This is a genomic window from Mucilaginibacter rigui (assembly GCF_014773275.1).
In the GTDB taxonomy this organism is placed as follows: domain Bacteria; phylum Bacteroidota; class Bacteroidia; order Sphingobacteriales; family Sphingobacteriaceae; genus Mucilaginibacter; species Mucilaginibacter rigui_A.
The window spans coordinates 560721-587119 of the sequence record NZ_JACWMW010000002.1 but is presented as its reverse complement, the minus strand read 5'-3'; the positions used below and the strand labels follow the sequence as shown (position 1 = coordinate 587119).

Genomic DNA, 26399 nt, shown 5'->3' with positions numbered 1-26399 from the left:
GTGTTATCAACTTGTACGGGGTTGTACTTATTTAGTTTCAAAAATTAATTTGTGCGGAAATAATTTTCTTTATAGTGACTGAAAAGGTTGCAGATATCCACATTGGCTATCAACTTTTGTTTAAAACCCTTATATTCAGCACGAAACATTTGATGTGTTTTTTTCGTTAAACATTAAAAACATTTAACCTATGAATAATTTTAAAGGCTCATTGCATAATAAAGTGCATAAGTGGATGGATGCTATTGGTTTTAGGCTAAATACGTCGCAAACGCATAAAAAAAGTAAGATAACCACCAACCATTACTTTTTTGAAACCTTTAATTTTTTTGAAAAATGGAAGGATGATGATCACGCCAAAGCAAAATTTTTATGCTTTGATACTTATGGAGAGAAAGTAAGCGTTAAAACTTTATTAGATCTGCAAACGGCTTTTTTTGAAAACATAAGTCAACTTAAATAATACCCGCTGCCCGCGACCAGCGGCTTTTTAAATAATATTACAAAACAAAAAACGCCTCCGGCTAATAGCAGAGGCGTTTTTTGTGTCTTATAAAAGGTACTATATTATTTTGTTTGCGGGAAGCAATCAGTATCTGTCTGGGGGGCATCGTCAGTTAAACGGCCCGGGGCACCGCCGCCTGCTACATTAACTATAGGGCGGGTTGGGTACAATGCTTCTTTTATACGCAAACGCAAGTCGGCGTAATGCGCTGTGGTTAACGCGTCGCTACCTTTTGGCAGGGATGTGCTTATTTTAGTAAGCTCGGCACGTACCATTGGCCTGATGTCAGACAGGGCAATATTTATAGGCGTTAAACCAATACCAGCCAACTGCGCTGATGTAGCACCCGGGAAACTTGGGCTTGCATCTTCATTAAGCAGGCTTTTCAACCTGTCAACATAACCGCGCTGCAGGTTACGCTTAAACTCGTCAGGCGTGCCTGTGGTAAATATACCACCGCGCAGGTCATTAAACATATCGGCAACAGTATAAGCAGCTGCGCCATTTTTTGATTGGTTATCAAACATACGGGCCATGCGCGATGCATTCAGCACATTTGCTACCGAGTTAACCTGTAAGGCCTTAATACGGCCTATAATAACGCCGTTATCAAATTTACTCAGCTCTTCGCCATTTATAAGCCATTTTGGTGTAGTAAATACCTGCTGGTTTAAAAATATAACCGCATCATGCTGCAAATTTTTATTTATAAAACCATAAACCGGGCCTTTTTGGTCGTACGTTTTAAAGTTTTCGTTCATGCCACCAATGTTCATGGTGACGTGGCCTATGTAACGGTTAAACTGGCCAATAACTTCGTTATATAAGGTTTGTACATCATCATAATCCTCCCCTTTCTGAAAGGTCCATTTCTCGATGTTCGGTAATATCCTTTTTAAATTGGCAATACCATAGGTACTGGCTTTCATGGCATTATCGCCCAAATCTTCGTTCTGTAAACGCGGGTCAATAGATGTGCCTTGCCTGCCGTAGTAGTATAAAGGATTGCCTGCTTTTTCTTTTGTCCAAACATCCAGCATTTCTTTTTCCTGGGTTGGCGTTTTCTTACCCGGGAAATAGCTGTAACCCCATTTAACAGACCATAGGTCATACTCGCCAATTTGCGGGTACAGGTGGGTTACACCGTCCCCCGGCTGAGCAATGTAATTAAAGCGGGCATAATCCATAATTGATGGTGCTGTGCCATGCTTATCTGTGAATGATTTTGAACGAAGCGAGTCAACCGGATAAGCGTAGCTCGAACCAAAGTTATGTGGCAAACCTAATGTATGGCCAATTTCATGCGATGATACAAAACGGATCAGTTCGCCCATTTGCGCATCGGTAAATTTAGCCATACGTACATTAGGGTTAACAGCAGCAGTTTGTATAAAGAACCAGTTACGCAACAGGCTCATTACGTTATGGTACCAGCCAACGTGGCTCTCCAGTATCTCGCCGCTGCGAGGGTCAGAGATATGCGGTCCGTATGCATTCTGCACATCAGATGCAAAGTACCTTAAAACACTATACCTCGCATCCTCTGTGCTAAACTCAGGGTCTTCTTTAGCGGTAGGGGCTTCTTTACCAACAATCGCATTTTTAAACCCGGCAGCTTCAAAAGCTTTGTTCCAGTCGTTAACGCCGGCAATAAGGTATGGTACCCATTTTTTAGGTGTAGCAGGGTCTATATAATAAACAATTTGTTTTTTGGGTTCAACTAATTCACCCCGTGAATAAGCCGCTTCATCTTTAGGCTCAAGTTTCCAGCGATGAATGTATGCAGTTGCTTCTGCTTTTTGGGCATCGGTGCCATAATCTGTTTGGCCCTGGCCAAAAAAGCCAACCCGGCTATCCATCAAACGCGCTTTCATTGGCGTTTTTGGTAATAATAGCATAGATGTGTTTAACTCAAAGGTTAAAGCCCCGTTGGTATTATCAGTTGGCGATTCGCCTGCACGGTATGTTTTAAGCGTACGGGTCTCCACATTAAGCGGGAAGCTTTTTATAGTGTCAATATATGAGCGGGCATTATCAACTCCTGTAATTTTGTAAAGTTTTTTAATATTATCTGGCAGGCCAATAGCAGCAACATCTCCATTATACAGGTCGGTAACATCAATTAATACACCGGTAGTGTCTTTGTTATAGGCTTTAATATCAAACGAGGCCAGGATGGCGTCAAGGTTTGAATTTTTTACAGATTGGTACATATCACTGGTACTATCAGCCCTTACTGAGTAGCTTGGTACGCGTACAAAGATCTGTTTGTCGTGGCGCTGCCATTTCCAAACCTGATTATTAACTTCTTCGCCGCCGTATTGTTGGCCAAAAGATTTTAAGCCCGCTGGTGTTTTTACAAACCTTGTAACAACAAGCATTTCGCGGCTTAAAAGGCTATCGGGTATTTCAAAATAATACTTCCCATCAATTTTATAAGTATTGAAAAGGCCGGCATCGGCTTTGGTTTTGCCAACCAGGTCGCTAAATTTTTTGATGCCTTCTTTTTTACCGGCGCCTATAGTGGCTGTAGCGGTAGAGCCGCCCGGTGTAGCTGTGGTTTTTAAGGTGAGGGTACGATCGGCCGTTTGCTTTTTTGTAGCGCACGAGCTTGCTATGGTTGCTATAGCAAAAACGGCCACCTGCAGGTATGTATTTACCCGTAAAGTTTTGTTCATTGTTAAATTAATTAGTAAGTCGAAGATAAAATTATGGATTATATTGATGAGAATGCTTACGCAACAAATTAGTTACGTTGCCTTGAAAAAACAGTTATATACGCCGTTTTAAGGAGATGATAACGCGGTCGTACTTTTTATCATGATAAATCTCAAGTAGCAGGCTACGCTCGGCTGTTTTGAAGTAAGAGTCGATCTCCTCAGCGCTCATTTTTGATACTGGTTTAAAGTTAATAGATGTTATTTCGTCATCCTTTATCAGGCCTATTTCGTCGGCAGGCGAGCCGGGGGCCACTCGGCCTATAATTAAATGTGCAAGATTATCGCCGGCCATAAAGTATTCAATGCCACTCATATCATGCTCAAAAGGCAGACTGAATTTTTCGTTTGATTTTAGATAAAGCAGGTTATTGGTATAATCAAATATCAGGTTAAAGCGTTTTAATATTCCTATGCCGATATTGCCATCGCGCGGTACATTAAATGTTCTTTGCACATAATCTTTATCGGGGAAGGAAGTGATCACATTCTTTATTTTATAGCTCCCTAACTCAATTTCTTTAAGCCGGCTTAAGTAACCGGTAATGGGCCCGTTTAACGCCACGCCTAAATTGGCCTGGATAGATTTTTTTGGTAGCCCATGCTTTTGAAGCATATTCTCCAGCGAGATGGGGTGCCCTGCGCCCAGATCTATTATGAATTTATTTTGCGATTTGGTGCCGTCGGGGAAACTTACATTGGTTACCAGGTATGGTTTACGGTCTTCAATAGTAATGGGCACCTTCTGGCTCTTTTTAAAAGGCTTAAGGTCTTTAGGGTAGCAAACATTAATTACACTATCGGTAAAGTTTATTTTAACCGCCAGCGAACTAAAAAACTCGTACCCTAAAAGCCCGTGTATAGGCACGCCTACATAACCCGATAAGTTAAAAACATCGGTTTTTAATATAGCTGCCGATACATTATTACTTTTTAGGCCGGGGATAGAAATATCTAAGGGAGGTGTTACATACGCCTCATAGGCATCCCCTTCGCCCAGGCCCGAAAGTTTTATAGTGCGTTTGTGGGTTACGTTTATCGAATCTATCAGTTTTGGCTCAGTAACGATCATCAGGCCCACACCTGTATCTAATATAAAGTTAAAAGGGCCTTTATTATTGATACTGAGCTTTACAACCATCATGTTACGAACAAGCCTGAAAGGAATGTTCACACTTTTGCGGCCGCTATCAAGCTCAAAAGACTGGGCGCTTGCCGATAAAAAAAGGCAACTTAATACGGCGCTGAACCATATATGTTTAAACTTTGGATATTTATATAGACCGGCTAACACCTGGTTTGAATTGGAAGCTAAAGCTACGGTATTTTTTTATAAAATAACAGCAGGGCTAGCCAGGTTCAAAAATTACAGGTGCTCAATTGCAGCGCCAGTTTGCTTAGGCGTTGTTATATGTTTTTACCATCCTTGCCGTCTTCACATTTAAGCGCTCCTTCCAGTTCCGGATTCTGCAGGGGCATGCGCTTAGTTGTCCTTTCTACTTCGGTTTGTTGTATTACTACCGCGTATTCAGCCGGTTCAATGTGGCTGCCACGGGCTTCGGCATATACCTGGGTAAATTCGGCTCCGATATATAAAATTGCGGCTGTATAATATATCCACACTAAAATTACGATAAGGGAACCCGCGGTACCGTATACGGAACCCTGTGCGGTATACTGAATGTATAAGCTAATGATATACTGGCCAACAATGAATAAGATTGCGGTAAATATGGCGCCCGAGCGTACATCCTTCCATTTTATTTTAACATCAGGCAACACCTTAAATATAATACCGAATAATACCGAAATAACAAGCAGTGTTATACCAAAATTAACGGTGAATAAAAATGTTTCCCCAACAACGCCTGCAATGCTTTTCCCTAATAAATGAGGCAGAAATGCTACTATCTTATCACTAATAGCACTGATGATAATATTTACCAGTAGAGATGCCAGTAATAAAAAGCCAAGGCTCACAATCAATGAAAAAGACAGAAACCTGTTTTTTAACATTTTAACCCACCCTTTTTTTGGCTTGGCTTTAACACGCCATATAATGTTAAGAGAGTCTTGTATTTCAATAAAAATACTGCTGGCACCAAGCAATAGCGTAACTATACTTATCCCCAGGCCTAATCCGCTTTTGCCCGTAATATCCTGCGAATTCATGGTGCTTTGAATCTGAAGGGTTCCCTGCTTGCCTATATAATGTTGTATCTGATCGTAAAAATCTTTTCTGTAACTATCATCCTTTAAAAAAATGCCTGCAAGGGAGAGTATTAATAATAGCAAAGGCGCTAATGAAAAAACGGTGTAGTAGGCTAATGATGCACTAAGCTTTAAGCCATTGTCATTAGAGAAACCGCTAAAGGTAGCGATCAACACTTTCCATAGCTGTTTTAAATATTCTTTGCTAAAAAATTTCATATCAAAAATCGAATATATTTGTTAGTACCTTGTTCTTAATAACAGATAACACCATTTTATGAAAAATGTAATAATACCTGCCAACTTTTTTAAGCTATTATTTATTTGCCTGTTAGTAAGCAATTTTAGTGCCTTGGCTCAAAAAACTAATATATGGATTGTGCGCCACGCCGAAAAAGTGACCACCATTGCCAAAGATGATGACCCTGTTTTAACTGCAGCCGGCCAAAAACGGGCCGAAGCTTTAGCTAAAGAATTAAAAGGCGACCATATAAAAGCCATTTATGTTACCAAATATAAACGCACAGGCTTAACAGCCAGGCCGCTGGCTTATAAAGCCAAACTACTACCACGGGTATATGATGCAGACACCGCTGTTGTAAAACAGTTTGCCAAAACTATTCTAAAGAATTTTAGAGGGAATAATGTTTTAATTATAGGGCACTCTAACACCCTAATGCCGTTGCTGAATGCCTTTGGTTCAGAAATGCCTTTTGCGGGGCTTGATGAACAAGATTACGATATGCTTTTTAAAGTAACTATTAAGGATAACGGCAAGGTGGAACTGGCTATAGATTACTACGGTGAAAAGCATCATACCAATGAGATACCTGAAAAATATCAGCCCGAAATAAACCACCCGGAAAGCGTAAGGCCTTTTACAAATTACTAATGGTTTGATACCACCAGCAGGTCGAGGTCTTTACTTGGGATAGAGAAGCGCTCGCCCATGTGCTTGTTGGTAAGGTGTCCCTGGTATATATACACGGCGTTGCGGATACCCGCTTTTTGCCAGATCACGTTTTTAAGGCTACCTTGTTCGCCTATATCTAATAATATTGGCGCGAAGATATTTGTTAGAGCGTAGGTTGCGGTACGCGCCACACGCGATGCGATATTAGGTACGCAATAGTGGATAACATCATACTTGCGGAAAACCGGATGGGTATGGTTAGTAACCTCAGACGTTTCAAAACATCCCCCCTGGTCAATGCTTACATCAATAATAACCGAGTTGGGCTTCATGCGGCTAACCGTAGCCTCCGATACGATCTGCGGGCTTCGGCCATCATCAGCCCGGATAGCGCCAATGGCAACATCACAGGTGGTAATTGCCTTTTCAAGTACGATGGGCTGCACCACTGATGTAAATACCCGCGTGCCAATATTATTTTGCAGGCGGCGCAGTTTATAAATAGATGGGTCAAAAACTTTAACCTCGGCGCCTAATGATATAGCTGTACGTGCGGCGTATTCTCCAACAGTGCCAGCACCAATAATAACAATTTCTGTTGGGGGTACACCGGTTATGCCACCCAGCATCAGGCCTTTGCCCTCAAAAATATTGCTCAGGTATTCGGCTGCTATCAGTACCGACGTAGCGCCCACAATCTCGCTCATGGCGCGCACAACGGTAAGCGATCCGCCTTCGTCTTCCAGATGCTCAAAGCACAGGGCGGTTATCTTTTTTTTCATTAAAGCGTGCAGGCAATCCGCTTTTAAGGTTGATAGCTGCAGGGCAGAGATCAACAACTGGCCGGGTTTCATCATTTCTATTTCCTCCTTGGTAGGCGGAGCTATTTTGATAATGATATCGGCTTCATAAACCTTTTTGGTATCGTAAACTATCTGGGCACCCTGTTCACTGTAATTGGTATCAGTAAAGTTGGCAGCCTGGCCGGCGTTGCTTTCCAGCATTACCTCGTGGCCGTTGTTGATGAGCAACGCTACCGATAATGGGGTAAGCGGGATGCGGTTCTCCTGAAAGGAAACCTCCTTGGGGATGCCAATATAAAGTTTGTTCTTTTTGCTCTTAACTTCCAGCATCGACTCCTGAGGCTGCATCATTGCCTGTTTGGCAACATCTGAAAACCCACTGTATTTCCCTGTACTCATGATACGTTAATTTTCCGGCTGATGAAGATAAGCAAAAAACAGGTTTGATTATGAAATGTTTTCAACTGTTATTTGCCTTGAGGTTGCATCTAAGACATGGATGCGCACGCCGGTGTAGCTATCCGGGATAAGGCCTGCTATCTTTTCGGGCCATTCTATAAAACAATAATTGCCCGAGTAAAAGTATTCTTCGTAGCCCATATCCAATGCTTCGCTCTGATCTTTTAACCGGTAAAAATCAAAATGATAAACCGGGCCATTGTTGCTTTCATATTCGTTTACGATAGAAAATGTAGGGCTGGTAACCGAATCACTAACGCCCAATTCTTCGCAAAGCGCTTTGATGAGCGTTGTTTTCCCTGCGCCCATATCACCATAAAACAGGAATATGCGGGTATCGCCGGCAAATTGTAATATCTCTGCCGCGGTTTTTGGCAGGTCGGTGGTAGATGTGGTGTGTAAGTCCATATTAGTTATACTCTCCCAAACGTCATTGCGAGGAACGAAGCAATCTCAAGACTTTGCATAGCGGATATGCTTATCAGGAGATTGCTTCGTTCCTCGCAATGATGGGTTGAATTAATGCTTCAAAAATAAATTTTATTTCGGCCCGTACGTTACCACGGGGATGATCATTTCTTCTAACGAGATACCGCCGTGCTGGAAGGTCTCATTATAAAAATTAACAAAATGGTTATAATTGTTAGGGTACACAAAATAGCTGTCGCCTTTGGCAAAAACAAAGCTGCTGCTTACATGCAGTTTAGGTAGCATGGCATCGTGCGGGTTGCGTATGTGGAATACCTCTTTAGCATTATAATTTAGGTTTTTGCCCTGTTTATAGCGCAGATTAGTATTGGTGTTACGGTCGCCTATGATCTTGCTTGGGTTTTTAACACGAATGGTACCATGGTCTGTAGTAATTACAACCCTAACCTGTTTTGAGGCCAGGAATTTCAACAGATCAAACAATGGCGAGTGCTCAAACCACGATAAGGTTAACGAGCGGTAGGCGGCATCATCACTTGCCAACTCGCGGATCATCTGCATATCGGTACGGGCATGGCTTAGCATATCAACAAAGTTGTAAACCACCACGTTCAGTTCGTTATTCATCAGGTTGCTAACCGATTCATTCAGCGCGCGGCCTTCATCAATATTTAATATCTTATGGTAAGAATGTTTCACATCCCTGCGCAAAACACGCTTTAACTGATCGGCAACAAAATCGGCCTCATAAAGGTTTTTACCGCCTTCATCTTCATCGTTTTGCCACATTTGCGGGTAACGGGTTTCCATTTCTAAAGGCATCAGGCCCGAGAAGATGGAATTACGTGCATATTGCGTAGCCGTTGGCAGGATGCTGTAATAAGTATCCTCTTCCTCCAGCCTGAAATATTCTGAAATGATAGGGTTGATGATCTTAAACTGATCGTACCTTAAATTATCAATCAATATAAAGAAAACCGGCCCCTTGCCATCCAGCTTAGGGAAAACCTTCTTTTTAAATAGTTGTGGCGAAGATGTAGGCCCATTCTCAGGGTTTTTTATCCATCCCAGGTAATTACGCTCAACAAATTTACAAAACTGTACGTTAGCCTCCGCTTTTTGCAAGGTAAGTATCTCGTGCATGCCGCTATCCTGCAGGGCTTCAAGCTCAAGTTCCCAGTAGATGAGTTTTTTGTAAACATCAACCCATTCCTGGTAGCTAAGGTTATCGTTAAGGCTCATGCCCAGGTTACGAAAATCCTGCTGGTAGGCCATGGTTGTTTTTTCGGTCACCAGGCGTTTATTCTCGGTAAGTTTTTTTATAGTAAGCAGTATTTGCTTGGGGTGTACCGGTTTTATCAGGTAGTCATCAATTTTAGATCCGATGGCATCCTCCATCAAATACTCTTCCTCATTTTTGGTGATGAGTACAATGGGTACATCGTTATTAATGTTCTTTATTTGTTGTAAGGTTTCCAGTCCGGTAAGGCCGGGCATGTTCTCGTCCAGGAACACCAGGTCAAAGTATCCTTTTTTAAATTCGTCAACGGCATCGTTGCCATTGGTAACGGTTGTTACCTTATAGCCTTTTTCGCCTAAGAAAAGTATATGTGGTTTCAGCAGATCAATCTCGTCATCGGCCCATAATATTGTGGTATCCTGCATAATATCTTTATTTTTACCACCCTATAACCTTTCGGTGGTGTATTTTGTTGTAAAAATATGTAAAGGATTAACATTAATTAACAAATATACCGTGCTTGTTTTGTCATAATTCAACACTTTTGCATTCTTAACACTTGCTTTGAATAAAAAGAAAATAATAAACGACCCGGTTTACGGCTTTATCAGCATCCCTACCGAGCTGGTTTACGACCTCATAGACCACCCATATTTTCAGCGCCTGCGTTATATTAAGCAACTGGGTATGACACATTTGGTGTACCCCGGCGCGTTGCATACGCGTTTTCATCATGCCCTGGGTGCTATGCACCTGATGAATTTGGCTATTGAAACGCTTTGCAATAAAGGCATTGAAATTGCGCCCGAAGAAAAAGAAGGCCTTACCATTGCCATTTTGCTGCATGATATTGGCCATGGCCCGTTCTCGCACGCGTTAGAGCATACGATTGTTGAAGAGATAGATCACGAGGATATCTCTATACTATTAATGAATAAGCTGAACGAAGAGTTTGGCGGAAGGCTCTCTTTAGCTATCAGCATATTTAAAGGCGAATACCATAAGCATTTTCTGCATCAGCTGGTATCCAGCCAGCTGGATATGGACAGGATGGATTACCTGAACCGGGACAGTTACTTTACCGGCGTATCTGAGGGCGTAATCAGTTCTGACCGGATCATCAAAATGCTGAATGTAAAAGACGACAGTATTACAGTTGAAGAAAAAGGTATCTATTCTATAGAGAAGTTCCTGATTGCCCGCAGGTTGATGTACTGGCAGGTTTACCTGCATAAAACCGTTATAGCGGCCGAGCAACTGCTTTGTAAAATATTTACCCGCAGCCGCGAACTGGCATTGACTGGTACGCATTTCCCGCTAACAGCCGCTTTGAGTTATTTTTTAGAGAATGTTGTTACCAAAGAAGCATTCATGGCCAGCGACGAACATTTAAAAACCTTTGCCCTGCTTGATGACACCGATGTAATGGCAGCGGTTAAAATTTGGGCCAACAGCGATGATTTTGTATTAGCGACCCTTTGTAAAAGGTTAATTAACCGCAGGCTTTACCATGTTGACATTACTGCCGAACAACCCGACGATGCGTTTATTAAGCAACTGATAGCCAAAGCAGTAAAAAAATACAGTATCAGCGAACATGAAGCCTCATACTTTGTTTTTACTGATACTATTCGTAATAATGCCTATAATAAGGGCGATGGGAACATCCATATTATGATGAAGGACGGCAGTATTAAGGATATTACCCTGGCAAGCGACAATTCTAACCTGGAAGCATTATCAAAAACCGTGAAAAAATATATACTTTGCTATAGTAAAGAATTGGTTGATAATATTCTAATGAATGAATAAGAGCCTAAAACCTACCGGCAAATTAATAGCTTGTTCATTTAATATTAACATTTAAATTTGTAAGATGCAATTTACCGCAAAGGATATAGCCTTTATGCTAAACGGAACAGTTGAAGGCGATCCGCTTGCTGTGGTTAACCATTTGGCTAAAATAGAAGAAGGCACAGCTGGGTCGTTGTCGTTTTTAGCTAACCCTAAATACGAGCAGTATATTTATACCACTAATGCATCTGTTGTAATTGTAAACCATAGCCTGGAACTAACCGCATCTGTAAAGGCAACGCTCATAAGGGTAGAAAATGCTTATACATCCTTTTCGCTTTTACTTGAACAGTACAATACTATAAAACTTAATAAAACCGGTGTAGAAGAGCCAAACTTCATACACTCATCTGCTAAGGTAGGTGCAGAACCTTACATAGGCGCATTCACATATATTAGTCAGGATGCCGTTATTGGCGATAACTGCAAGATCTATCCCGGATGTTACATTGCCGACAACGTAAAACTGGGTAATAATGTAACTTTGTTCCCGGGGGTAAAAATTTACTTCGATTGTGTAATTGGCAATAATGTTGTAATTCACTCGGGTGCAGTAATAGGCAGCGATGGTTTTGGCTTTGCCCCCAATGCCGATGGCAGTTATAAAAAAGTGGCGCAAATAGGTAACGTTATTATTGAAGATAACGTTGAAGTGGGATCCAATACTACTATTGACAGGGCAACTATGGGCTCTACTATTATACATAAAGGCGCAAAAATTGATAACCTGGTACAGGTAGCCCATAATGTAGAGGTTGGCAGCAACACTGTAATTGCAGCGCAATCGGGCATATCGGGTAGTACAAAACTTGGCGAGCGCATAGTAATTGGTGGGCAGGTAGGTTTTGCAGGCCATTTAACAATTGCTAGTGGCAGCCAGTTTGGTGCCCAAACCGGCATAAATAGTTCTATTAAAGAAGAAAATAAACAATGGGGGGGCAGCCCTCACTTGCCGGTAAAAGATTATTTGCGGGCACATGTAAATATACGCCGCCTGCCCGATCTTGAAAAAAGAGTAAAAGAACTTGAAGATATAATTAAGGAATTAAAGAAAAAAGGCGATTAGTTAACCAACTTATTAGTTATTATACCTTTATAGGCTAACCAACTAATCACCAATGAGCAATTGAATCAATAAGGAACATCTCATAACATGAATGTAAAACAAAGAACTATTAAAGCACCTGTTTCTGTATCAGGCACCGGTTTGCACACCGGCGAAAGCGTTACCATGACCTTTAACCCGGCACCCGAGAAGCACGGATACAAATTTCGCAGGGTAGATTTGCCCGGGCAACCTATTATTGATGCCGATGTTGACAACGTTACCGATACCTCAAGGGGTACAACCCTTACTCAAAACGGCGCCAGCGTAAGCACTGTTGAACATGTGCTAGCCGCTTTAGTTGGTTTGGAGATAGATAATGTACTGATTGATATGGATGGCCCCGAAACGCCTATTATGGACGGTAGTTCGATACAGTTTATTGAGGCGATAGAAGAAGCGGGTTTCCAGGAGCAGGATGCCGACAGGGAATATTATCATATCCCATACAACATACACTACTCTGAAGCCGACCGTAAGGTTGACATGGTAGCCATGCCATTAGATGACGAGTACCGCTTTACCTGTATGGTTGATTATAACTCGCAGGTACTGGGAAGCCAGCATGCTACCATATCAAGCCTGGCCGAGTTTAAAAAAGAGATAGCATCAAGCCGCACTTTTTGCTTTTTACATGAACTGGAAATGCTGGTTAAGCACGACCTGATAAAAGGAGGCGACTTAAACAATGCCATTGTAGTGGTTGATAAAGATGTTGATGAAGAAGAGCTTGCCCACCTGGCCAAAATATTTAACCGTAAGGATATCAATGTAGCGCCGCAGGGAATTTTGAACAATATTGAGCTTCGCCACCAGAACGAGCCGGCACGTCATAAACTTCTGGATATGATAGGCGACTTAGCCTTAGTAGGCGTTCCGCTTAAAGGGCACATTATGGCTGCAAGGCCGGGCCACGCTGCAAATGTTGCATTCGCTAAAAAAATAAAAACATTGATAAAAAAAGAACGCAGCCGCAAGCACATAAAGGTTTACGACCCAAACATGACACCGGTGTACGATACTGTTCAGATAATGAACATACTGCCGCACCGCCCGCCAATGTTGCTGATTGATAAAATTTTAGAACTTACCAAAACCCATGTGGTAGGTTTAAAAGCGGTAACCATGAATGAGCCATTTTTTGTTGGCCATTTCCCGGGGGCACCTGTTATGCCGGGTGTTTTACAGATAGAAGCCATGGCACAAACGGGCGGTATATTGGTGTTAAACACCGTACCCGATCCCGAAAACTGGCTGACACTTTTCCTTAAAATTGAAAATGCGCGTTTTAAAGACAAGGTTTTGCCGGGTGATACGTTAATATTCCGTTGTGACCTGGTTGCGCCTATTCGCCGTGGCATTGCTCAAATGAAAGGTATTGGCATGGTTGGCGAAAAAGTTGTGGTAGAGGCCGAGCTAATGGCACAAATAGTTAGATATAAATAAGATATGATACAGCCCCTAGCATATATACACCCACAGGCCAGGATAGCCGATAACGTTGTTATCGAGCCGTTTGTAACTATCCACAAAGATGTTGAGATAGGTGAGGGTACCTGGGTAGGCTCAAATTCTGTTATTATGGATGGTGCACGTATCGGTAAAAACTGCCGCATCTTCCCGGGGGCTGTAGTATCGGCACCACCGCAGGATCTGAAATACAAAGGCGAGGCAAGTACCGTTACCATTGGTGATAACACCGTTATCCGCGAATGCGTAACCCTTAACCGCGGTACAGCTCTTGATAAAAACACCACAACTATTGGCAGCAATTGCCTGCTGATGGCATATGTACACGTTGCACACGATTGTGTTATTGGCGACAATGTTATTATAGCAAACGGCGTGCAGCTTGCAGGCCACATCAACGTTTACGATTACGCGTTTATTGGCGGCACGTCTGCCGTGCACCAGTTTGTTGAAATTGGCGCACACAGCATGATATCAGGCGGATCATTGGTACGTAAGGATGTGCCGCCGTTTACCAAGGCGGGGCGTGAGCCATTATCATACATAGGCATCAACTCTGTAGGCTTGCGCCGCAGGGGCTTTAGCGCCGAAACCATTAACGAGATCCAGGAGATCTACCGGATCATCTTCCTTAAAAAATATAACATGACCAAGGCTTTGGATATCATTGAAGCTGAGTTTAACCCAACTGTTGAGCGCGACGAGATCATCAATTTTGTACAGAACTCGCAGCGCGGTATCATGAAGGGATTTGGAAGCAGCTAAGAAGCTATATGTAATGTCGAACATCGAATGTCCAATTTTGGATTTTGAAAATTTCGAAATTGGACATTCATTATTCGATATTATCTACAATAACTCCCTATGAACATCACTCTTCAAAATATTGGCCGCCGTTTTAATCGTGAATGGATCTTCAGGGGGATTGATTATACCTTTGAAAATGCCTGCAAATATGCCGTGTTGGGTGCAAACGGTTCAGGGAAATCAACCTTGTTACAGGTGCTTAACGGTAGCCTTGTCCCCTCTGTGGGAATGCTTAAGTATAATGATGCTGGGAAAGAAATTGAAGCAGCCGGGATCTTTAACCACCTTAGTTTAGCAGCCCCATATTTGGAAGTTATTGAAGAGTTCTCCCTTAACGAGATGATCGACTTCCACTTTAAATTTAAGCAGTTTAAAAACGGGATGGATAAAAACGCGGTAGCCGATATTTTAAACCTGGAAGGCAGCCGTAATAAGCTCATCAAATACTTCTCATCGGGCATGAAGCAGCGGCTAAAACTGGCGCTTGCTTTTTGTGCCGACACCCCCATGCTGATGCTCGACGAACCAACTTCAAACCTTGATACACAGGGGATTGACTGGTACCTGGGCCTGGTAGAAAAATTCAGCGAGAACCGCCTAACCATTGTATGCTCAAACCAGGAGCATGAGTACAGCTTTTGTAATAACAGGCTAAGCATAGCCGATTACAAATAGTATAGATCTGAGATTTTAAATGTAAGGCAGCACCGCCTGCCTCATCCTGCACCTGCATCTCACCAAAAACTCTGCGACCTGTTTTGTTCCTTTTTTGAGAAATAGAACAAAATTAAATAGTATTATAGGGTAAAAAAAGCGCCTTTTTTTCGTCCCTTTTCGCCTTTTTTTCGGCCTTTTTAGGATGCAGACAGGTAAAAAGGGGCATTAAACGCATTTTAACTAAATGCTGGTTTTTATTTACTTTAAAAAATACCCCTTGTTCCATTCTGTCTCATTTTTTTTGAAAATGGAACGGGATACTTTTGCTTTTTGCCGCAACAGGTTTTCACAGCATGCCCGTTTGGGGAGAGCATGCGTGTTCATATTGCACGCGGGATTTGGGGCTATATAATAAAGGTAATGTTATCACTCTTATAGCATTATCTCACATCTCTTATCTAAAATCTCAAATCTATTCTATAATTTTGGTGGCTCAATTATAAAGTTTATGGCAAAAGCATCTGATGTAAAAAATGGGAATGTGCTTCGCTTTAACGGCGAACTGGTACAGGTAGAAGAATTTTTACACCGCACACCGGGTAACCTGCGTGCGTTTTACCAGGCCCGCATGCGTAATGTAAAAACCGGCAAATTGGTTGAATATCGTTTCCGTACGGACGAGGAGGTGGATATTGCGCGCGTAGAAACCAACGATTATCAATACCTGTATGAGGATGGTGATTCATTAGTGATAATGGATAACGCAACATACGATCAGCATAATGTACCAAAAAGGCTATTTGGCCCGGCAGTTAAATTCTTGAAAGAAGGCATGAACGTTATTGTAGCTTTTGAAAGCGATGAGCCTATCATGGCCAATATCCCCGGTTCGGCCGAATTAGAGATAACCTATACTGAGCCTGCTGTAAAAGGCGATACCTCAACCGGTGCAATGAAAAATGCTACCGTTGAAACAGGCGCCGAAATAAAAGTGCCATTGTTTATCAACATTGGTGATAAAGTTAAGGTTGATACCGCCACAGGCGCTTATGTGGAAAGAGTAAAGAGTTAATCCCAGCCCCCTGAAGGGGAGTGGAATATAACAAGAAAGCCGCGAAGTTCGCGGCTTTCTTGTTATATTCTTACTTCATTTTAGGCTTGGTTACGCTACATTAACCCGAATTTATAAGTCTCCAAAATCTCCGTTTGTTCCATTTTGCAGTAGAACAGAACTTCTACCGCTGCATCATCGCCAAAACATCCTCTTCAGTCCCCTCAAACGGACCCGAAGTTTCAATTTTTAAGGCTGCCATAGCAGCGGCAAATTCGCCTGCTTTTTGGATGTCGGCACCCTTAACGCGCTTGTACAGGTATCCGGCCATATAGGTATCGCCGCATCCGGTAGCATCAACTACCTCGGTAGGTTTGTAGGCAGGGATGGTATAGTAAATGCTGTCGTGATAAATTACCGAGCCCATGCTGCCCAGTGTAACAACTACTTCTTTAACGCCCCATTCGGCCAGTATTTTAGCACCTTCTTTAATATCGGTTAGGCCGGTAAGTGCTTCCAGTTCGTGCTCGTTTACCTTTAGTATATCTATATACTTAAGGGCTTCACGTTTATCGGCCCAGTCGGTTGCTTTTACGCTTTTATCAACAACTTCGCGCAGGTAGCCCTGTGCATCAACAGAAACATTGCCCCGGCTAAATAACTCCTTAATCAGCTCGGTCGACATATCATCGGCCAGCAAAGCCCCCAGGTGGAAAATAATGGCTTCGGTGTCCTTCAGGTCGGCAACTGTAAACGGATCGGCTTTTTGCAGTACACGCTGGGTGCGGTTATCCTGGTTCTCGCCGTAAATGTTCTCAAAATAAACCGAGTGAGTACTTGGCAAAGCTTTTACCTCGATGCCTTTATTGCGCAGGGCGGTAACTCCCGGCATCTCGGTTTCGGCAACGGCGGTAACCAGGCCATATTTAACATCCATATTGCGAATAGCGTTCGAGAAATAGAACGCCGTACCACCAGCCATATGTTTAATGGCTTTGGGGGTAACAATTTTATCTAAGGTAATGTGCCCTATGCAACAAATGTCGTACATGTATAAATTCAATTTATGTTTAGCGGGGTTACAAATGTAATATTCTGCAGGCTAATAATTAATTAGGGGTAGGTTATAGTTAGTATTGTGGCATTTTACACACAAATAAAGTGTTTAAAAATAGTGGTTTATAAATAGCAATACTCAATATCAATTGATTAAACTATAGATAAAAACTATATTTGATAGATATTATAGATAGAATGCTTCAGAGTTTTATCCTTATATTTGTTGCATAATTTTTAATAAAACAACCAATATGTTAACGATAGGACAAAAATTTCCCGATTTCAGTAAAACTGCCGTAGTTTCTTTAGAAAAAGGCAAAGAGTTTGAAACCATAACTTCAGAATACCTGGTTAATGATGATAACGTTTGGACTGTAATGTTCTGGTGGCCAAAAGATTTCACTTTTGTATGCCCTACAGAAATTGCTGAGTTCAACAAAAATTTTGGTGAGTTCCGCGATCGCGATACCCGTTTAATTGGTGCATCTACCGATAGCGAGTTTGTACACGCTGCCTGGAGAACCCATCATGATGACCTGCGCGACCTTAAATTCCCGATGCTGGCTGATACTTCAAAATCATTGGCTGAAGACCTTGGTATTTTAGAGCCAAACGAAAAGATCGCTTACCGTGCTACCTTCATCATCGATCCTACAGGTATCATCCGTTGGGTATCTGTAAATGACCTTAGCGTAGGCCGTAACGTTAAAGAAGTTTTGCGTGTGCTTGATGGTTTGCAAACTGACGAACTTTGCCCTTGCAACTGGGAAAAAGGCCAGGAAACTTTAACAGTATAATTACCTAAAAGAGGTTTATTTATTAACCACAAAGTACACGAAGAGAAAACCACAAAGTACACAGAGATTTAAGCTTTGTGCCCTCTGTGAAACCTTTGTGTTCTTTGTGGTTATTTTTTTACATCACCCATAAATATTTAACCATGAGCGAAAGCACCGAAATAGTACAGGAACTGCTGGAAACAACAGGGCTTGACAAAACATACCGTACACCAGCCCTTAACTTATTAGAAGCTGGTGAATCGCGCTACCTGCGCGACCTGAAGCTGAACTTTACCAGCACGCTTACATCAGAACACCTGAGCGCTAAAGAATGCGCCCTGCTTGGCTTAAGCACCGCAGCCAACAACCAGAATGCGCCCCTTATTGCTTACTACACCAATGTAGCCAAACAAAATGACGCTACCGATGCTGATGTTGCCGAGGCTGTGGGCTGCGCATCGTTACTTGCATCAAACAATATATTTTACCGTTTCAGGCATTTTACCCAAAAGGAAAAATATACCCAAATACCTGCGCGCATCCGTATGCAGTTAATGATGAAACCGGTAACAGGTAAAGAGTTTTTTGAATTGATGAGCCTTGCCATATCGGCCGTTAACGGTTGCGAGATGTGCGTAAACGCCCACGAAGACTCGCTGATAAAGTTAGGAACTACCGAAGAACGTATTTTTGATGCTGTAAGAATAGCATCATTGGTAACAGCAACCGGCAAAATTATTTTCTAATTAAAAAGAAATAGCTTTAGCTATGTTTAAAAATAATCTGCATTAAATTTGTGTTTGTTAATTTAAAAGCCTTAATTTTAAAGCTTAGATTATTACTACCCCCTGTTGTCATAATAATTTTATAGCTGTAAAACATTACCGATATAAGGGGGGATTACAAATTTAATTGTTGATTTTTTGGAGAAACCATTCTGCTTTTAAAGGCAGAATGGTTTTGTTTTTTTAGTGAGAATCTGTTACAGCCTTTAGCTTTTTAAATGGCTGCAGGTATAGTAACGGGATAGAGAACAGCATTACCAAACCCGAGATCCAGTAAGCGTCGTCATAAGTTAGCAACATAGTTTGCCTGATAACTGTACCTTCAATAGCGGCATATGCCATGTGTGATGCATCTAATACAGATTTACCTTTAGCAATAAACCCTTGCGTTACTATATTTAAGCGTTCGGTAAATGCCGGGTTGTAAGGGTTAATGTGCTCAATAAGTGTGCTGCGGTGAAAACCCTGGCGGATGTGTATAATGGTTGTTAAAGCCGCTATACCAAACGACCCGCCTAATTGGCGCATCATGTTGTTCAAACCCGATCCCTGGCCAATTTCAGCCCCTTTCAGGTCGGCCATAGCCAAAGTGGTTAAAGGCACAAACAAAAGGGCCATACCCACACCACGTATTAATAAAGGTATAAGCACATCTTTTTCGCCTGTAGCCAGGGTAGAGTTGCTCAGCATCCATGTAAAAACAAAGAACAGGAACATCCCGGCAGTAGCCATAAACTGTGCCGGTACACCTTTATTAAGCATTTTGCCAATAAAGGGCATCATAACAATTGTACATACCCCGCCCGGGAATAATAGTTCGCCCGTTTGCTGCGCATTAAAGCCCAGTAAATTCTGGCAAAATACCGGGAACACGAACACCGACCCGTATAAACCAAACCCCAGAATGAACGAGGTAAACATCCCTACGGCAAAACTACGGTGCCTCATAATGCTAAAGTTAACAATAGGATGGTCTGTACTCAGTTCACGCCATATAAATAATATAATGCCCAAAACCGCGGTTATGCTTAATACAATGATATAGTTTTTTGCAAACCAGTCTTCAGATTCACCTTTTTCAAGGATGGTTTGTAAACTACCTACGGCTACAGCCAGTAAGCCAATTCCCCACCAGTCAATAGGCCGTTTTTCGGCCTTGGGTGTTTCAGTTATAAATGTATAGGTAAGAAATGCTGCAAGCGCACCTACCGGTAAATTCACATAAAATATCCAGGGCCATGAGTAGTTTTCGGTTATCCAGCCACCTATGGTTGGGCCTACAGTTGGGCCTACAACCGCGCCTAAACCAAATAATGCGGTAGCCGTACCAATTTGTTCGCGCGGCCAGGTTTCTATCAGGATAGTTTGCCCGGTAGATATTAAACCACCACCTGCAATACCCTGTATGATACGAAATACAACCAACTCATCAAGCGAAGTTGCGTTACCGCATAAAAACGAGGCTATGGTAAATACGATAATAGAGGTAAGGAAGTAATTTTTACGGCCAAAGCGCCCGCCCAACCATCCCGACATGGGCAGGATGATAACGTTTGCTACGGCGTAGCCGGTAACCACCCAGGCAACATCCTCAAGGGTTGCGCCAAGGTTACCTTGTATATGCGGAATAGCTACGTTTACGATGGTGGTATCAATAAGCTCCAGGAGCGATGCCATGATCACTGTAATAGTAATGATCCATTTTTTAAAGCCAGTTTCAGCCATTGTAGTTAGTCTTTAGTAATTACCGAAACGTCAACGCTCATACCCGGGCGTAGTTTCGCTATCTCTTCTTTATTGCCTGTTATTTTTATTTTAACAGGTACGCGTTGTACAACTTTAACAAAGTTACCGGTAGCGTTATCTGGCGGCAGCAATGAGAATTTAGCACCTGTGGCAGGTGAAAAATTGTATACCGTACCCTCTACTTTCAGGTTAGGGTAGGCATCAACCTTAAGGTCAACCTTTTGGCCGTTTTTTATTTTATCCAGCTGGGTTTCTTTAAAGTTTGCAGTTACATAGATGCTGTTATCGTTTACTACAGAGAACAATGTTTGCCCCGCCTGTACTAACTGGCCTACCTGTACATTCTTTTTGGCTACTATGCCGCTTGCAGGTGATTTAACATTTGTATAAGAAAGCTGCAGGTTTGCATAATCAATATCAACCTGCCTTTGGCTTACGCCTGTATTAGTAACTTTTAACTGGCTGCGGCTGGTAGCAATTTGCTCAACTGCTGCTTTATATTTATCACGTGATGCATTGTAGTTAGCTTTAGCTACCTCCAAATCGGCTTTGGCCTGGTCAAATTGCTGGCGGGTTACTGATCCATCCTGTACCAGGTTGGCGTAACGGTCGTAATCTTTTTGCACCTTATCTAAACGTGCTTTTGCTGATGCTACCTCTGCTTTTGCGCTTGACGAGTTTGCAGCTGTAGTAGAAATTTGCGACTCACCTACATTGATACCTGCGCTTGCACCAACCTGTGCGGCTTGCGCTTGTTCTACTTTAATCTTGTAGTCGTGGTCGTCTATTTTAACCAGTAACTGGCCTTTGTTAACGTGTGTGTTTTCTTCAAACATAATGCTGTCAACATAACCCCCAACACGGGCCACAACCGGGCTTATGTCGCCGTCTATTTGCGCATCATCTGTATCAACGTGTTTGCTGAAGTATATATATTCTTTTACACCGAATATGATACCCCCTAAAAGAACCACTCCCAGTATTATCGGAAGTACTTTGTTTTTCTTTTTAGGTTCTGCTTCTTGTGTTTCTTTTGCCATCGCTTTATGTATTGTAATTATTTGTTAAGTTTTCCTGTTGATTTTAATAATGTATAGTATGCAAGTCCTGCATCTGCTTTAGCCAGCTCTAAGTTTATCTCGGCCTGGTAAAGCAAGGTTTGTGCATCAGCACGGTCTGTAGCGGTTGATATATTGCTGCGGTATTTGTTTTCCAGTATGCGGTTGTTTTCCTGCGCCTGGTTTATTGATGTTTGCAGCAATGTTATTTTATCGAGCGCCGCTTTATAGTTCTGGTAGCTTTGGTTCACCTCGTTTTTGATATTATCTGTTGCAATACCTTTATTGATGATCACCTCTTCGCGTTGCAGTTTAGCCTCGTTCAATTTGTTCTTGTTGGTCCAAAGGGTACCAAAATTCCATCCTAAGGTTAAACCGGCCGATATAGGGGTAATGAAGTTACCGGTTTTAGGAATAGGGTTAGCAGCTATACCAACATAGTAAGCACTGGCTGATGCCGATAGCGTAGGTGATGTATTTGCCTTTACACTTTTAATGTTTGTTTCGGCAACCCGGGTACGCAGGTCAAATTGTTGAAACTCGGCTCGGTTGCTCATGGCTGTATCCAGGTAAGCGGTTAAAGGCGCTGCTGAGTGGTCAGTTTCGGTTATTTGCGCAATATTTAACTGGGTACCTTCAGGCAAGCCCAATAAAATATCCATGTTGTAATTAATAATGCGGCGGTTGTTTTCCAGGTCTATACCGTTCAGTTCAATATTTGAACGCTGCAACTGGAAACGCAACACATCGTTTTTGGTAACAATACCCTGGTCAAAAAAGCGCTGTGCCTGTTTTATCTGCGCATCAATGGTAATTAAGTTTTGGTCTACCACTTTTTTGCTTTGCAGTACTTTGTACAAGTTGTAATACGCGTTGATAATACTGTAGGCTATCTGGTCTTTATCGTTAACGGCATCCAGGCGTGCAATCTCTGTTAACAAGGTTGTAGATTCGCGTGCATACTTTAACTTATTACCTTGCCATATTGGCTGGCTAAGAGATAAGGTACCTAAATAAGCGTTAGCGCTTGTTGGCAGGCTTAGGCTTTCTTCGCCAAGGTTAAGTTTGTTTGCAGGGATCTGCGCGCGGTTGTAACCAAAGCTCGCACTGGCTGTTGGCAAGGAACGGTCTTTGGCCTGCTGGTACTGCGACACAGCCTGGTCAATTCGCGATTGCGACAGTTTTAGCGTTTTGCTGTTTTCAATGCCCAACTTCAGGGCTTCGTCAAGCGTAATGGTTCTGTCCTGTGCGGCGGCGGGGTTTGTAACCAGCAGTGCCAATAGTAACATGGCCATACTGCCCGCGGCCTTAAAGGCTTTGTTTATGCGTGAGGGTTTCAAGGGTATATATTTATTAGTTGTCATTTTTAATTCTGTAAATAAGCTTTTAACAGTTTCTTCATATAAGTTTTAAATCGGGGCTTAAGCAGCTTATCCTGATTATCGGCATCCAATACATCATAGCCAATTACTTTTGATGAGATATGCGGGGTGTTTACGATGTAATTTTTAGTACCAAATATGGTAGCAACCAAAAGCTGCTGATCTGCATCTTTATTAAAATCACCTTTTTTAATGCCCTCTGCTATAATGTCTTGAAAAATTTTTACATTTTTCATCATGATATCGGTTATCTGATCGGTAAGCTCGTTCTTCTTTGATTTCGAGATCTCCCGGTTCAGCATAATGTGGAAACAATTATTGGTTACTACTTTATCTATATAGCTATCAAGATATTTATCAAGCTTTTCCCAGGAGTTCATGGTTTCATCGTTACCTATACTAAGCAGTACGGTTTGAAATGTGGTGATCCGGCGATCAAATATTGCCAGAAAAACGCCTTCTTTTGAGCCGAAGTAATAATTAAGCATAGCCATGTTAACACCTGCTTCGCCCGATATCATCCGCGTTGAGGCGCCATCATATCCTAATTCGGCAAAAACACGCTCGGCAACATCGAGTATGTGATCCTTTTTATCTGTTTTTTCTTTTTCCATTTTTATTTGTCCCGCACAAAATTAATCAAACGATTGATTAATTTAAATTTAATTTATCATATTATTGTAATTGTTTGACTGTTAGGTTCAAAAAGTTAATCAATCGATTGATAATAGGGGAAGAAATATAATTATGACGGTATAATTATCATACCAATTACTGCACCAAAGCATCTTTCAAATATATTTGTTGTTATGAAGCGTATACTGCCCGTAACACTTGTCCTTTTTTTAGTTTGCCAAACAGCATTTTCACAAACATCGCCACCATCAGATATCGGCACCATTCGCCAGAATTTGAAAAAACTGAACATATTGGGAAGCGTACTGTACATAGCCGCCCACCCCGATGATGAGAATACCCGCTTACTGGGTTATTTGGCGCAGGAGAAACATTACCGCACCGGTTACCTGTCGCTTACCCGCGGCGATGGCGGCCAAAATCTGATAGGCACCGAACAGGGCGAACTTTTGGGTCTCATTCGTACGCAGGAGCTTTTAGCCGCCCGCCGTACAGATGGCGCGGAGCAATTCTTCTCCAGAGCCAACGATTTTGGCTTTTCAAAAAACCCTGAAGAAACCCTGAATTTTTGGGATAAGGATAAAGTACTTGGCGATATGGTTTGGGTGATCCGCAAGTTCAGGCCCGATGTAATGATATGCCGTTTCCCTACAACCGGCGAAGGCGGACACGGTAACCATACTGCATCTGCTATACTGGCACAAGAGGCTTTCAGCGCAGCTGCCGACCCAAAACGCTACCCCGAACAGTTAAAATATGTTGGGGTATGGCAAGCCAAACGCTTATTATGGAATACTTTTAACTTTGGCAATACCAATACCACCTCGCCAGATCAGTTTAAGATAAACGTTGGCGGCTACAACGCTATATTAGGTAAAAGCTATGGCGAAATAGCTGCCGAAAGCCGTAGCAACCATAAAACACAGGGCTTTGGTTCGGCCAAGCAGCGTGGAGATGCTTTTGAATATTTCAAGACCATCCTCGGCGATGCCCCCAAAACGGACCTGATGGACGGCGTGGATGTAAGCTGGAACAGGATCCCTTTCGGCATGCCGATAGCAACGCAACTGGCTGCCATTACCAAAGCCTTTAATGATGATGAGCCGCAGGCATCGGTACCGGCGTTGGTGAAATTGTTGAACGAGGTTGACCAAACCGTTGCCACAAATAAAGCTTTCCAAACCGTAAGGTTAACCGAAGTGGCTAACTCAAGCTATGATTACTGGCATAAACAAAAAACAAAGGAATTAAAAGACCTGATAGCGCAATGTGCGGGCCTGTGGTTTGAGGCATACAGTAATGAGCCATCATACGCTTTGGGAGATAAAATAGCCGAAACAGCACAAGTCTATACGCCTAATAACTTATCCATTAGTTCCCTTACTATAAATAATGGAGCAACTGCCGTTAAGGTTGACAATGCAGATGGGAAGTCCTTAGGACCGAATAAATTACAAACGTTTAATTTAGAGCCTAAAACTGCCGATAAGATTTCACAACCTTACTGGCTGGAATCACCGCATGGTATAGGTAGCTACACTATAAATGATGAGCAAAAAGTTGGCAATCCCGAAAACCCGGATGCACCTGCTGTAAATTTTAAGTTCACAATAGCCGGTAAAGAGATAGCTTACGAACGCAGGTTGATTTTCAAATATGTTGACCCCGCCCGCGGCGAGATCTATCAACCCCTGGAAATAGCCCCACCTGTTACCGCTAACATTGCCGAAAAGGTATACATCTATAATAATACTCAACCACAAACCGTACAGGTAAAGTTAAAAAGCTTTACCAATGCCAGCGGTAGCATCAGCATAAAACCTGTTGCAGGCTGGAAAATAAGCCCTGAAAAGATTGACTTTACCGGCAAAAATAAAGGTGATGAATGGACGGTAGCATTTAACGTTACGCCAACCAGTAATAAGCCAAACACCAGCAACCTGGAAGTTATTGCGACAGCAAACGGCAAAGCTTTTTCACAAGGTTTATTGAATATTAAATATAACCACGTACCGGCTATCACCATTTTCCCGCCGGCACAGGCCAAACTGGTAAATATCGACCTGAAAACAGCGGGCAAGAAAATAGGCTACATCGCAGGCGCCGGCGACCTGGTGCCCGATGCCCTGCGCGAAGTAGGTTATGATGTGCACCAACTAACCGAGAATGAAATTATTAACGGCGACCTGTCTGTTTACGACGCCATTGTAACCGGCGTGCGAGCCTATAACGTAAACGAACGCCTGGCCTATGAGCAGCCGCGGTTATTAGAGTATGTAAGAAACGGTGGTAACCTGGTTGTGCAATACAACAACAATAATGGTTTGGTAACAAAGCAAATTGGCCCGTATCCGTTTACGGTAGTTAACCAACGCGTTACAGAGGAGGATGCCAAAATAACTTTTACCGACCCGCAAAACGCTGTGCTTAATTATCCCAATAAAATAACCGGTGCCGATTTTAACGATTGGATCCAGGAGCGCGGGTTATATTTTGTTAGCAGCATTGACAGCCAGTACAGCACCCCGCTGCAAATGAACGATACCGGCATGGAACCAAATAAGGGCGCATTAATTGTAACAAACTTTGGCAAGGGGCGTTTTGTATACACATCGCTTGCTTTCTTCAGAGAATTACCTGCGGGAGTGCCCGGCGCTTATCGCTTATTTATTAATTTGTTAAGTAAACCGAAAAACTAACAATTCAATTAGGCATCAATACTTTTATACACTA

22 protein-coding genes are annotated in these 26399 nt (G+C 42.4%); 11 read left to right on the top strand and 11 right to left on the bottom strand.

Going from position 1 to position 26399, the window contains the following annotated elements:
- Nucleotides 1–190: 190 nt before the first annotated feature.
- On the top strand, nucleotides 191–463 hold the full coding sequence (locus IDJ75_RS09750; protein WP_191175435.1) for a hypothetical protein: 273 nt from the start codon (nucleotides 191–193) through the stop codon (nucleotides 461–463).
- Nucleotides 464–567: 104 nt separating this feature from the next.
- Here the strand turns inward: IDJ75_RS09750 and IDJ75_RS09745 are convergent, their stop codons facing one another.
- From IDJ75_RS09745 to IDJ75_RS09735, 3 genes are all read right to left on the bottom strand, one after another.
- Nucleotides 568–3183 carry a zinc-dependent metalloprotease gene (locus tag IDJ75_RS09745; RefSeq protein WP_191175434.1) on the bottom strand — a complete coding sequence of 872 codons (2616 nt, stop codon included), beginning with the start codon at nucleotides 3181–3183 and terminating at the stop codon, nucleotides 568–570.
- A gap of 94 nt (nucleotides 3184–3277) precedes the next feature.
- Nucleotides 3278–4516 carry an aspartyl protease family protein gene (locus IDJ75_RS09740; RefSeq protein ID WP_191175433.1) on the bottom strand — a complete coding sequence of 413 codons (1239 nt, stop codon included), beginning with the start codon at nucleotides 4514–4516 and terminating at the stop codon, nucleotides 3278–3280.
- Nucleotides 4517–4629: 113 nt separating this feature from the next.
- Nucleotides 4630–5652, bottom strand: a complete 1023-nt coding sequence (locus IDJ75_RS09735) for a YihY/virulence factor BrkB family protein (RefSeq protein WP_191175432.1) — start codon at nucleotides 5650–5652, stop codon at nucleotides 4630–4632.
- 58 nt (nucleotides 5653–5710) lie between these two features.
- On the opposite strand from IDJ75_RS09735, the gene IDJ75_RS09730 reads away from it, so the two are divergent.
- On the top strand, nucleotides 5711–6325 hold the full coding sequence (locus IDJ75_RS09730; RefSeq protein WP_191175431.1) for a SixA phosphatase family protein: 615 nt from the start codon (nucleotides 5711–5713) through the stop codon (nucleotides 6323–6325).
- On the opposite strand, the gene IDJ75_RS09725 is transcribed toward IDJ75_RS09730, so the two are convergent.
- The 3 genes from IDJ75_RS09725 to porX all read right to left on the bottom strand — a co-directional run bounded on the left by IDJ75_RS09725 (nucleotide 6322) and on the right by porX (nucleotide 9702).
- The gene (locus IDJ75_RS09725; protein ID WP_191175430.1) at nucleotides 6322–7548 is read right to left on the bottom strand and encodes an alanine dehydrogenase; all 1227 of its coding nucleotides are present in this window, start codon (nucleotides 7546–7548) and stop codon (nucleotides 6322–6324) included. The genes IDJ75_RS09730 and IDJ75_RS09725 overlap by 4 nt on opposite strands.
- A gap of 48 nt (nucleotides 7549–7596) precedes the next feature.
- Nucleotides 7597–8016, bottom strand: coding sequence for a tRNA (adenosine(37)-N6)-threonylcarbamoyltransferase complex ATPase subunit type 1 TsaE (tsaE, locus tag IDJ75_RS09720; RefSeq protein WP_191175429.1), 420 nt, complete (start codon nucleotides 8014–8016; stop codon nucleotides 7597–7599).
- Between the two features lie 132 nt (nucleotides 8017–8148).
- Entirely contained in the window at nucleotides 8149–9702 is a 1554-nt protein-coding gene (porX, locus tag IDJ75_RS09715) for a T9SS response regulator signal transducer PorX (RefSeq protein ID WP_191175428.1), read from the bottom strand.
- Between the two features lie 139 nt (nucleotides 9703–9841).
- Between porX and IDJ75_RS09710 the strand changes: the two genes are divergently transcribed.
- From IDJ75_RS09710 to efp, 6 genes are all read left to right on the top strand, one after another.
- Nucleotides 9842–11089: an HD domain-containing protein gene (locus IDJ75_RS09710; protein ID WP_191175427.1), complete on the top strand. Its 1248-nt coding sequence runs from the start codon at nucleotides 9842–9844 to the stop codon at nucleotides 11087–11089.
- A gap of 64 nt (nucleotides 11090–11153) precedes the next feature.
- Nucleotides 11154–12197, top strand: a complete 1044-nt coding sequence (lpxD, locus tag IDJ75_RS09705; protein ID WP_191175426.1) for a UDP-3-O-(3-hydroxymyristoyl)glucosamine N-acyltransferase — start codon at nucleotides 11154–11156, stop codon at nucleotides 12195–12197.
- 87 nt (nucleotides 12198–12284) lie between these two features.
- Nucleotides 12285–13682 carry a bifunctional UDP-3-O-[3-hydroxymyristoyl] N-acetylglucosamine deacetylase/3-hydroxyacyl-ACP dehydratase gene (locus IDJ75_RS09700; RefSeq protein WP_191175425.1) on the top strand — a complete coding sequence of 466 codons (1398 nt, stop codon included), beginning with the start codon at nucleotides 12285–12287 and terminating at the stop codon, nucleotides 13680–13682.
- A gap of 3 nt (nucleotides 13683–13685) precedes the next feature.
- Entirely contained in the window at nucleotides 13686–14471 is a 786-nt protein-coding gene (lpxA, locus tag IDJ75_RS09695) for an acyl-ACP--UDP-N-acetylglucosamine O-acyltransferase (protein ID WP_191175424.1), read from the top strand.
- A 99-nt stretch (nucleotides 14472–14570) separates the two neighbouring features.
- Complete coding sequence (locus IDJ75_RS09690) at nucleotides 14571–15188, top strand: ABC transporter ATP-binding protein (RefSeq protein ID WP_191175423.1); 618 nt, start codon at nucleotides 14571–14573, stop codon at nucleotides 15186–15188.
- A gap of 490 nt (nucleotides 15189–15678) precedes the next feature.
- A complete protein-coding gene (efp, locus tag IDJ75_RS09685; RefSeq protein WP_191175422.1) occupies nucleotides 15679–16242 on the top strand; it encodes an elongation factor P in 564 nt (187 codons plus the stop codon).
- 163 nt (nucleotides 16243–16405) lie between these two features.
- Here the strand turns inward: efp and IDJ75_RS09680 are convergent, their stop codons facing one another.
- Nucleotides 16406–17272 (bottom strand): PfkB family carbohydrate kinase, encoded by an 867-nt coding sequence (locus IDJ75_RS09680; RefSeq protein WP_191175421.1) that lies wholly within the window; start codon nucleotides 17270–17272, stop codon nucleotides 16406–16408.
- 259 nt (nucleotides 17273–17531) lie between these two features.
- On the opposite strand from IDJ75_RS09680, the gene IDJ75_RS09675 reads away from it, so the two are divergent.
- Nucleotides 17532–18077 (top strand): peroxiredoxin, encoded by a 546-nt coding sequence (locus IDJ75_RS09675; protein ID WP_191175420.1) that lies wholly within the window; start codon nucleotides 17532–17534, stop codon nucleotides 18075–18077.
- Nucleotides 18078–18220: 143 nt separating this feature from the next.
- Entirely contained in the window at nucleotides 18221–18805 is a 585-nt protein-coding gene (locus IDJ75_RS09670) for a carboxymuconolactone decarboxylase family protein (RefSeq protein WP_191175419.1), read from the top strand.
- 222 nt (nucleotides 18806–19027) lie between these two features.
- Here the strand turns inward: IDJ75_RS09670 and IDJ75_RS09665 are convergent, their stop codons facing one another.
- From IDJ75_RS09665 to IDJ75_RS09650, 4 genes are read right to left on the bottom strand one after another with little or no spacing between them, the layout of a single operon-like run.
- The gene (locus tag IDJ75_RS09665; RefSeq protein WP_191175418.1) at nucleotides 19028–20569 is read right to left on the bottom strand and encodes a DHA2 family efflux MFS transporter permease subunit; all 1542 of its coding nucleotides are present in this window, start codon (nucleotides 20567–20569) and stop codon (nucleotides 19028–19030) included.
- Nucleotides 20570–20574: 5 nt separating this feature from the next.
- On the bottom strand, nucleotides 20575–21630 hold the full coding sequence (locus IDJ75_RS09660) for an HlyD family secretion protein (RefSeq protein WP_191175417.1): 1056 nt from the start codon (nucleotides 21628–21630) through the stop codon (nucleotides 20575–20577).
- 17 nt (nucleotides 21631–21647) lie between these two features.
- Nucleotides 21648–23012 carry a TolC family protein gene (locus tag IDJ75_RS09655; RefSeq protein ID WP_191175416.1) on the bottom strand — a complete coding sequence of 455 codons (1365 nt, stop codon included), beginning with the start codon at nucleotides 23010–23012 and terminating at the stop codon, nucleotides 21648–21650.
- 2 nt (nucleotides 23013–23014) lie between these two features.
- A complete protein-coding gene (locus tag IDJ75_RS09650) occupies nucleotides 23015–23644 on the bottom strand; it encodes a TetR/AcrR family transcriptional regulator (RefSeq protein ID WP_191175415.1) in 630 nt (209 codons plus the stop codon).
- 195 nt (nucleotides 23645–23839) lie between these two features.
- Here IDJ75_RS09650 and IDJ75_RS09645 point away from each other — a divergent pair, with 195 nt between their 5' ends.
- Entirely contained in the window at nucleotides 23840–26365 is a 2526-nt protein-coding gene (locus IDJ75_RS09645; protein ID WP_191175414.1) for a PIG-L family deacetylase, read from the top strand.
- Nucleotides 26366–26399 lie beyond the last annotated feature (34 nt).

What these genes read in the sequence shown, in the direction of transcription:
- IDJ75_RS09750 (WP_191175435.1), top strand. Translation starts at nt 191, where the DNA reads ATGAATAATTTTAAAGGCTCATTGCATAATAAAGTGCATAAGTGGATG.
- IDJ75_RS09745 (WP_191175434.1), bottom strand. Translation starts at nt 3,183, where the DNA reads ATGAACAAAACTTTACGGGTAAATACATACCTGCAGGTGGCCGTTTTT.
- IDJ75_RS09735 (WP_191175432.1), bottom strand. Translation starts at nt 5,652, where the DNA reads ATGAAATTTTTTAGCAAAGAATATTTAAAACAGCTATGGAAAGTGTTG.
- IDJ75_RS09730 (WP_191175431.1), top strand. Translation starts at nt 5,711, where the DNA reads ATGAAAAATGTAATAATACCTGCCAACTTTTTTAAGCTATTATTTATT.
- IDJ75_RS09725 (WP_191175430.1), bottom strand. Translation starts at nt 7,548, where the DNA reads ATGAGTACAGGGAAATACAGTGGGTTTTCAGATGTTGCCAAACAGGCA.
- tsaE (WP_191175429.1), bottom strand. Translation starts at nt 8,016, where the DNA reads ATGGACTTACACACCACATCTACCACCGACCTGCCAAAAACCGCGGCA.
- porX (WP_191175428.1), bottom strand. Translation starts at nt 9,702, where the DNA reads ATGCAGGATACCACAATATTATGGGCCGATGACGAGATTGATCTGCTG.
- lpxD (WP_191175426.1), top strand. Translation starts at nt 11,154, where the DNA reads ATGCAATTTACCGCAAAGGATATAGCCTTTATGCTAAACGGAACAGTT.
- IDJ75_RS09700 (WP_191175425.1), top strand. Translation starts at nt 12,285, where the DNA reads ATGAATGTAAAACAAAGAACTATTAAAGCACCTGTTTCTGTATCAGGC.
- lpxA (WP_191175424.1), top strand. Translation starts at nt 13,686, where the DNA reads ATGATACAGCCCCTAGCATATATACACCCACAGGCCAGGATAGCCGAT.
- IDJ75_RS09690 (WP_191175423.1), top strand. Translation starts at nt 14,571, where the DNA reads ATGAACATCACTCTTCAAAATATTGGCCGCCGTTTTAATCGTGAATGG.
- efp (WP_191175422.1), top strand. Translation starts at nt 15,679, where the DNA reads ATGGCAAAAGCATCTGATGTAAAAAATGGGAATGTGCTTCGCTTTAAC.
- IDJ75_RS09680 (WP_191175421.1), bottom strand. Translation starts at nt 17,272, where the DNA reads ATGTACGACATTTGTTGCATAGGGCACATTACCTTAGATAAAATTGTT.
- IDJ75_RS09675 (WP_191175420.1), top strand. Translation starts at nt 17,532, where the DNA reads ATGTTAACGATAGGACAAAAATTTCCCGATTTCAGTAAAACTGCCGTA.
- IDJ75_RS09670 (WP_191175419.1), top strand. Translation starts at nt 18,221, where the DNA reads ATGAGCGAAAGCACCGAAATAGTACAGGAACTGCTGGAAACAACAGGG.
- IDJ75_RS09665 (WP_191175418.1), bottom strand. Translation starts at nt 20,569, where the DNA reads ATGGCTGAAACTGGCTTTAAAAAATGGATCATTACTATTACAGTGATC.
- IDJ75_RS09660 (WP_191175417.1), bottom strand. Translation starts at nt 21,630, where the DNA reads ATGGCAAAAGAAACACAAGAAGCAGAACCTAAAAAGAAAAACAAAGTA.
- IDJ75_RS09655 (WP_191175416.1), bottom strand. Translation starts at nt 23,012, where the DNA reads ATGACAACTAATAAATATATACCCTTGAAACCCTCACGCATAAACAAA.
- IDJ75_RS09650 (WP_191175415.1), bottom strand. Translation starts at nt 23,644, where the DNA reads ATGGAAAAAGAAAAAACAGATAAAAAGGATCACATACTCGATGTTGCC.
- IDJ75_RS09645 (WP_191175414.1), top strand. Translation starts at nt 23,840, where the DNA reads ATGAAGCGTATACTGCCCGTAACACTTGTCCTTTTTTTAGTTTGCCAA.